At 36.0% G+C, this 2,120-nt stretch carries 2 protein-coding genes; both read right to left on the reverse strand.

Going from position 1 to position 2,120, the window contains the following annotated elements; all coding sequences use genetic code 11:
• Positions 1–20 precede the first annotated feature (20 nt).
• A complete protein-coding gene (repM, locus tag QSG86_RS01090) occupies positions 21–971 on the reverse strand; it encodes a replication initiation protein RepM (protein ID WP_317032932.1) in 951 nt (316 codons plus the stop codon).
• 876 nt (positions 972–1,847) lie between these two features.
• Entirely contained in the window at positions 1,848–2,102 is a 255-nt protein-coding gene (locus QSG86_RS01095; protein ID WP_317032931.1) for a hypothetical protein, read from the reverse strand.
• Positions 2,103–2,120 lie beyond the last annotated feature (18 nt).

A 2,120-nucleotide genomic window follows, 5' to 3' on the forward strand; every position in this document is an offset into this window, starting at 1 on the left:
AATTAATTAGATTTTAACACTCAATTGCTGTAGTCAGTTTCTGTTTCCAATGCTGTGAAAATCCGTTTTACCGCTTGTTTATCTGCTTTTTCGGGATTTCTTAGGATATTACCAATCCAATTTGCAAAGGTTGGATAGTCGGGGAAGTTACTCAAGTCTGAAATACTGCCTAATTTGCACAGAATCATGCTGTATTTTGCGATCTGTGGCTCAGTAAGAGGTTTTGTTATGTCTTGGTCATTCGTGGCTGTTTGGGCTGTTTCCGTGGCAATTTCGACTTGTTTGGACTTCTTCTGCTTAAACTTGAATGAGAATCCTGTAATCACTCGCCCTTTTTTGTGCTGTTCGTAGCTCGCTGTAATGTCGGTATGATCATTTATCTGCTTGAGTGCTAGCTCAATAACTCGCATCTTTAAGTTATCTGTTCTCGTGTATTCAGTATCTAAAACACCTATTCGTTTTCTAAACTCTTTTAGTTCAATAACAGGCGTTTTTCCTGTGCTACGCCAACAAATCAATAATTCATACATACGAACAGCATAGGCACTAGATAAACCACTAATCTGCTCAATATCGTACTGGCTAAACTGTTCCTCCAGTCTTGTAATCAATGGAACAACAGCAGGAGCAAAAATAATCTCAACCGTTGCCGTTTCATCAATATAAGCAATTTGTGATACCCATCGACTTGTAATATTCGCTCGTCCACGTTCTCGTTTTTCTTGGTAGCTAAATTGGCGTGCAAATAAGTCCTTGCAGGCATCTTTCAAAGCTTGATATGCCGTTGTTCTGTGTACGCCAAATTGATTGATATAACTTTCAGCATGAACAGTAAGAGGATCATTGGCATTAATTCCTTTACCTGATTCTCTTGCCTCAACAATAGCAAGCAGGATTAACCGCTGTTCAACAAGGTCCAAGTTGTAACTAGCGTTCATTAGGGCGTTATCTTTTACTATTAAATCGCTCATAACCTACAATTATTTTTTTGAAGTTATTACTACATTAAAATAACTTGTAGTAATACGCAAGGTAAACGTAGGGGTATTGATGGGTAAACGTAGGGGTATTGATGGGTAAACGTAGGGGTATTGATGGGTAAACGTAGTAGAATGTCCTCTGTATGCCTTGCTAGGCTTGCATTTCAGCATGTCTAAAAGCATTTAAAAGCATTTAAAAACCTTAAAAGCCCATTTCCATTATGAAAATTGCCCTATGTTTTCGCTTTGCTCAAACTTTTTTGACTTCGCTTTGCTACGTCAGGGGCAATTTAGGTAAATTCAGGGGGAAAGTTCAAAGGTTTAAAGAGCATAGAGCAAGGACACACAGAGGGTACTTTTTCACTATCGTTCAAAATTCTCACTCTGTGCCTTGTAAGGGAGGCTTCGCCCCCCTTAACCCCCCAAAAGCAACTATGAACTCGCTTTGCTCGTGTTTTTTTAAAAGTAAAAGCTCGCGATAGTAAAAACCATCTAGCAGCCAATATTTTTAAAAGCGGTTTTTCAAAGGGGGAAATAATCAAATTTTTATTACTTCGCTCGTAGACACTCGCTAATATTTTTTTTATGAATTCTAGACGAGCAAAACAGAACGAGTGTCTACGAGTGACAACCAGGTATTAGAATAAAGAATATTTTTCCTCTGATTACAAGCTTCAATAAAAACATCAAAAGGTAAAAACCGAGCGAAGCGACAAACCATTTTTTGTTTCTCGAATGAGAAACGAGTAAGCGTGCATTACTATGAAAAATAAAAAAGCGTCACTATCAGTAGTGACGCTTTTTGAAGTCTAACAAACAGAAGAATTTGCAGATATTTTTTTACGTGATTGCCACGTGACAGACTTTTTAAACCTGTTCATACCAAGTTTTTAGACCTAATTTTTTTGATGGATTAATATCAAATGAATTAATAATTGCTTCAACAGTTGAACCTGTATCCCAAAATATTCCATATAACGCTAAATCTTGTTTTGCCAATTCCAAATTTTCTTCATTCGTATATTCAATAAATAATGATAATTTTTTATCATTATTTTCTAATAAAAAAACAAAAACCCATTGTTTTTTAGCATCAATACCGAAAAATTTATCTCTATTCATAAAATGTTTAACCTTAAA

It is taken from the genome of Acinetobacter sp. SAAs474 (assembly GCF_032823475.1).
Lineage (GTDB): Bacteria > Pseudomonadota > Gammaproteobacteria > Pseudomonadales > Moraxellaceae > Acinetobacter.

Excerpts from the sequence above, each read along its gene's own strand:
- QSG86_RS01095 (WP_317032931.1), bottom strand. The coding sequence starts at position 2,102 with ATGAATAGAGATAAATTTTTCGGTATTGATGCTAAAAAACAATGGGTT.
- repM (WP_317032932.1), bottom strand. The coding sequence starts at position 971 with ATGAGCGATTTAATAGTAAAAGATAACGCCCTAATGAACGCTAGTTAC.